The following is a 6,430-nucleotide window of genomic DNA, read 5'->3' on the forward strand; positions in this document are numbered from 1 at the left end:
TCGCACTCACCAAACCAAAATTAATCATCAATGAGTAATTATGTTGCATTTTAAAAAACTAGCATTGAGTGTTGTAGTTAGCTCCATTTTATTAGCAGGCTGTAATGACAATCACAGTCAAACTGACCAATATATTGACAGCGAAAATGTTCAAACATTAAAGATTTCGATTGTTACCGATACACATCTATATGATGGTAGTATGGGGGATGATATTAATGGCGAGATGTTTCAAGCCGCTATTAGTAGCGACCGCAAGGCGTTTTTGCAAAGTCAAGAATTACTTGATCATGCAATTCAAGAAATGATTAAAAACGGTACCAACGTTATTTTAGTACCAGGTGATTTGACCAAGGATGGGGAACGAATTAACCATAAAAAAGTACGTACAAGCTTGCAGCGTGCTAGAGAACAAGGAATCAAAGTCTATGTGGTGCCGGGTAACCACGATATGAATAACCCCTATGGTTATAAAGAATCCCTGACCCAAACCCTGACCGCCAAAGGAGCTGTCTATCTGGAAGGAAATGAGCAGAATGTTGTCCCTGGCAGCATGGCGCCGCATATGACTAACACCACTGGCGAACCTATGTTTATGGAGAACTGGGATAATTTCTACCAAGATTTTGGTTTTAATGAAGCCATTGCCCGAGACCCTAACTCTTTCTCCTTTGTTGCCGAACCAACAGAGGGCGTGCGAATCCTCGCAATAGACTCCATTACCTCCTCCATCAAAGATGTGCAACAGCACTGGCAAGCTAATAGTCCGGATTATAGTAAAACTGGCGGATCTCTGCTGACGCCTGAGCGTTTGAGCACTCTGGAGTGGATTAAACAGCAGGCACAGGAAGCCAAAGATCAAGGAAAGATATTGCTGGCAATGAACCATGCTGGTGTTATTGAACATTTCCCTAGCAAGAGTGCTTTAATCCCTGGTTATGTCATCGATGGTGAAAAAACCTCATTTCATGATAGTATCGATGTACCCACCTATATAGAAGAATTTACCAACACATACACTGGTAAGAAGAGCAAAACCCTCTATACCAGCACCAGTGAGTATATATCAAAAATCTTGGCGCAAGCAGGTGTGAACATTGTGTTTACTGGTCACTTCCACGCTAATGATATTACCAAACGTCAATATGAGGATGGTAGTTGGATCTATGATATTCAAACAGGTGCCTCAGTGAGCTATCCCGCACCTTATCGCTCGGTATTGGTCGATATTAAAAACAAATTGATAACCACAGATGTTGACAACACAACGGTTATGGAATCAGTTCCTGATGCAAATTTAGTTGGTTTGGTCGATGGTTTGAGCCAAAATATTTTCGCGGCACTCGGTGTTGATATTGATGGACCATTGCTGGAGATCCTTGACAATTCACTAACAAAAAAACCTGTGGCCAAAACCATGCTGGATGTCTATAAGCGTGAGAATTGCCAAAAATTTATCTGTCAAGATTCGGAATGGCAACCCCTGTTTGAAGCAGATGTGTTAGCTGATTCAGGGCTTACCTGGAATGAGCTGTATAAGACAACCCTCAGCCAGTTGATCGGTGCGGTGCTCAAAGCCCATTACCATGGTGATGAAGAGAACTCAGAACAAATCGATGATAAAATGCGCTTTGTTTTAAACTGGGCTCGTGAATATGGCCAAAAACATAATGTTAGCAAACAGGAATTGGCAGACGAAGTCACCAAACTTAAGACTTTGACGCTTTCCCAAGAGTGGGACCCTAGCAAGGATCTCAGCAACCTCCTTGGCGATAAAATGCTGGCGCCAATTTATGGCCTACTAGGTACCGTCGGTGAAGGGATTATCTATGATCCGGTACCAGACCTGAATATCCAGATTGACATGACAAACGGCCAATTTGAAAACCTAAAATAATTAGGCCTATCGTACCAGCCGAACCGCTCCCCCTTATGGTGAGCGGTTTTTTTATTAACTGTGGCCATCAAACACAATGCATAAGTGTAATACTCATTATTAATCTGCTATTTGGACACAACACTGATGTCCATACTACCTATTTATGCCGAACTACTCTTCCTACTATTTGTCTTGGGAAGGTGCGAATAAGTACCCTATGTGCCAAAACTAAAAAGTTTAGCCATTTAATATCAATAATTTAGAATGGTGTGTTTTTGTTGTGCCAAGTGACTTGTTAGCACCTTCCCTAGATGTACCACATAGTTAGCTCAGTGAGAACTACAGACTTGAACAAAAATCCGCATGTATCAAATAAATTCGCTAAAGCTATAACCATATATCATACAGCATTATATATTTTTGCAATGATTATTATTGGGTCGACCTCTGGTTGAACTGATTATTACATTTAGATAATGTTACTCCATTGAAACATTGGTGATTACTTTACAAATTCCAACAACCTAAAAACAGGTTACACAATAACTTACTATATATAATTTCAGTCAATGAATGGTTGGTTGGTTGGTTGGTTGGTTGGTTGGTTGGTTGGTTGGTTGGTATAGGCAACCTATTGAACTTTGATAATTCAAAATTTTTTAAATACAGTCTGTATGGAGATGGTATTCACCTGACAGTTGCCCACAAAAGGGAGTGGTCATACGGCTTCAAACCGGATAACAAAACGGTACCCCTACCGTGTTATCTGGAGTCACCATATGACCACCAACGAGAAAGTAGCACGTCATAAACTCAGCCTGCTAGAGCTCGCCAAAGAGCTCAATAACGTCAGAAAAGCCTGCAAGCTCATCGGCTACAGCCGCCAGCAGTTCTACGAGATTCGCCGTAACTACCAGACCTATGGCGCCGAGGGCTTGCTCGACAAACTCCCCGGCTGTAAAGGCGCTCATCCCAACCGGGTCGCTCCCGAGATTGAGCAAGCCATCCTCGATTACTCTCTCACCAGACCAACCCATGGCCCGCTGCGGGTCGCGCAAGAACTGGCTCTGCAAGGCATCAACGTCAGTGCGGGCGGTGTGCGTGGCGTGTGGCAACGTCACGACTTGCTCTCCAAGCATGACCGCTTGTTGCGCCTCGAGAAAACCCATAGGGAACAGACGATTGAGCTCAATGACGAGCAGATCCGCCTGCTCGAGCGCTTCAGCCCCGAGTTTCGCGAACGCCAAATTGAGGTTCACTACACCGGGGAACTGGTGGCGGTCGACACCTTCTTCGTCGGCGCACTCAAAGGGGTTGGCAAGGTGTATCTGCAAACCGTGCTGGACTGCTACAGCCGCCACGCCTGGGGACGGCTCTACACCAGCAAGCTGCCGGTGACCTCGGTTCATGTGCTCAACGAAACGGTCCTGCCGTTCTTCGAAGCCCATGAGGCTCGGGTCTATACCATCTTGTCGAACAACGGGCGCGAGTTCTGTGGGCGCCCTGACCATCATCCCTACGAGCTGTTCCTGCAACTGGAGGGGATTGAGCACCGGACCACCAAGGTACGCAGACCGCAGAGCAACGGCTTTATCGAGCGGCTACATCGTACCCTGCTGGATGAACACTTCCGTATCAAGGGGAGGACAACCTGGTATGAGTCGGTAGAGCAGATGCAGACAGACCTGGATAGCTACCTGGAGCACTACAACATCCAGCGGCCACATCAGGGCAGGATGATGGAAGGACAGACTCCCTACAGCATGTTCAAAAAGGGTCTGAAATTGATACCGAAGGAAGTGCGCACTAAAGTAGCGTAAACAAGACACCGGTTTGAGGCCGGTGTCAGGTGATAACTAGATCTGTACAGCTCCGCTCAGTTCACTTGTCGCCTGACAGGGGATCTCCTGTTGGGACTTGCCCATCTGACTCTCTAGGTTGGTTGAGTCAGAGGATCAGCTCCCCGGATTCGCTGAAAATTTCGGATTTAGTCAATAACCCACTAAAATTCCACAATAATTAAATTTTTTCCTACACTCAGACTAACGCTCACAGGGATGTCACTATGAACTTATCCATTAAAAACAAGCTGGTCTTGGCTATCGGGATCATCATCCTGGTGATCACCGGCCTGCAAGTCTGGTACAACACCTCACAACTGCGCACTGAAACCCAGAGACTGGTCTGGAGCATCATTGACGAAAGCTCCATGGCCAACGTCAAGGGTATCTCCAACTGGGTCGATGCCCGCATCAGCATGGTCAGTACCACCAAGGAAGCATTCACCAAAGAAGATGAACCCATCAGCCATCTGGCCCAAGCCATGAATGCCGGTGGCTTTGAGGGGGTCTATGCCGGTACTGCTGACGGCAAGATGCTCGAGAGTACCCCCTCCGGCCTGCCAGCCGATTATGACCCCCGTCAACGCACCTGGTACAAGGATGCAGTTGCCGCCGGTAAACTGGTCATCACTGCGCCCTACGCCGATGTCTCTAACGGCAGTTTGATCGTCACCATCGCCGAGCCATTCCAGCGTGGCAACACCCAGGGGGTTATCGCCGGAGATGTCTCTATCAGCGCCCTTATCTCGGATATTCTGACGGTCACTACCGAGGGGACTTACGCCATTCTGGTCGACAGCAACGGCACCATCATCGCCCACCCCGATGCCTCCCTGAGTCTGAAACCCGCCACAACGCTAGCCCCCGAGTTGACCGCGTCTTACATCAATCAGATCGCTCATGACGGTACGATCAACGAGCTGGTGATCAGCGGTAAGAAAGAGGTCTTTGACTTTAACGCGATCCCCAACACCAATTGGTATTACGGCATGATGGTGGATGACGAAACCGCTTACCAGTCGGTACGCCGCATGGTCACCTCCTCACTTATTCAGGGACTTATCACCATATTGATCGTGGCTGGCTTCTCCTATGTCGCCATCAACAGCTCGCTAGCGCCTCTGAAAACCCTGGGCGAGGCAATTGCCGATCTCTCCCGTGGCAACGGCGATTTGACCCGCCGCCTCAAGATCGAGCGTGAAGATGAGGTGAGCGCGGTTGCCAAACACGTCAATACCTTCATTGAGCGGCTCCATGCTATGGTGCAGGACATTTCCAACTCCTCCGGCCAACTCAACCAGCAGGCCAAGTCCTCCCACAGCATGGCGGAGAAGGCCAATGAGGGGCTGGCTCGCCAGCAAAACGAGATCACTCAGATCGCCACTGCGGTCCATGAGATGTCGGCAACTGCGGTCGATGTTGCCAGCAACGCCGAGCAAACTGCCGAAGCGGCCCGCAGCTCCTCCAGCAGTTGCGAGCATGGCAAACAGGTGATCGCCCGCAACCAGCGCTCCATCACCGATCTGGCCACCCAGGTGGAACAGGCCTCCAACATCATTCAGGAACTGGAGAAAAACGCTCAGGAGATCAACACCATCCTCTCCACCATTCAGGGCATCGCCGAGCAGACCAACCTGCTGGCGCTCAACGCTGCCATTGAAGCGGCGCGTGCCGGTGAACAGGGCCGTGGCTTTGCGGTAGTGGCCGACGAGGTGCGCGTTTTGTCACAGCGTACCCACAGCTCGACTGTCGAGATCCGCAGCATGATCGAAACCCTGCAACGCAATACCCAGGGAGCGGTCAGCACCATGCACGAAGGCCAGCAGCTGGCCCAGAACAGCGTGGATGACGCCAACAACGCCACCCATGCGCTGGAGCAGATCACCACCTCGATCAACCAGATCTCCGACATGGCGACCCAGATCTCCAGCGCAGCCGAAGAGCAACGAGCCGTCACCGACGAGGTAAGCCGCAACATTCAGGCGGTCAAAGATGTCTCGGACGAACTGGCGTTGGATGCAGACAGTTCACGTCATCTCTCTGAACAACTTAAAAATATTTCGGATGAACTGAGTAATCAGGTCGGTATGTTCCGCATTTGAGTATGAGTAAAGGGGGCGTATATGCCAAATGCCACTCAGTTAAGGCTCCAGAGGCCGCTCCCCTGATGTGTAAAAATCCGAAACCTTTTGATTTGGTTTCGGATTTTTTATGCTTATCGACTAAGGAAGAGGCGAACAAGTTGATTGCTCCTTCATCATAATCAGCCTACTCACGTTTATAATTTCATTACTCCATTCGCACCGTCCTAAAAACATCCGATTACATCTCTATCTTGTTGATATGAAACTGATATATCCATAGCTTACATTAAGTAACGTTAAAAACGTTTGCCATAGTTCTTACATGTGATTGAATATTCGCCGCTCAATTTTTGAGCATGCAAAGGTTATGGATATTAGAATGGATAGTGCAATGTTGTTGCCTGCGGAAAATGCGGGTCATACGAGCCCACCTCGTATGACCCTTTTATTATCTCGTCTGCAATTTGGGGCGAAGATGAATGTTTTGATGGGACTTATGTTGTTGTTAAGGAAGGTGCGAATAAGCGGGGAAATTCTTCTCGGCTGACGCAGTCATTTCATTTCTTCATGTTTGAGCCGATTTTTTCTCCCGTAAATGCCTTGAATCAGCCTATTTAGACCGTTTC

General features: G+C 48.3%; 3 protein-coding genes. All 3 read left to right on the forward strand.

The genetic code is table 11. The features are described from left to right. Window positions 1-40 precede the first annotated feature (40 nt). The 3 genes from OKC42_RS20560 to OKC42_RS20570 all read left to right on the forward strand — a co-directional run bounded on the left by OKC42_RS20560 (window position 41) and on the right by OKC42_RS20570 (window position 5,822). A complete protein-coding gene (locus OKC42_RS20560) occupies window positions 41-1,897 on the forward strand; it encodes a metallophosphoesterase family protein (RefSeq protein ID WP_100654370.1) in 1,857 nt (618 codons plus the stop codon). Window positions 1,898-2,658: 761 nt separating this feature from the next. Next, window positions 2,659-3,699, forward strand: a complete 1,041-nt coding sequence (locus OKC42_RS20565) for an IS481-like element ISAs19 family transposase (RefSeq protein ID WP_100654372.1) — start codon at window positions 2,659-2,661, stop codon at window positions 3,697-3,699. A 245-nt stretch (window positions 3,700-3,944) separates the two neighbouring features. Further along, the gene (locus OKC42_RS20570; RefSeq protein WP_100654373.1) at window positions 3,945-5,822 is read left to right on the forward strand and encodes a methyl-accepting chemotaxis protein; all 1,878 of its coding nucleotides are present in this window, start codon (window positions 3,945-3,947) and stop codon (window positions 5,820-5,822) included. Window positions 5,823-6,430: the final 608 nt, after the last annotated feature.

Origin of the sequence: Aeromonas sp. Y311-2 (assembly GCF_027706025.1) — a bacterium.
Lineage (GTDB): Bacteria > Pseudomonadota > Gammaproteobacteria > Enterobacterales > Aeromonadaceae > Aeromonas > Aeromonas veronii.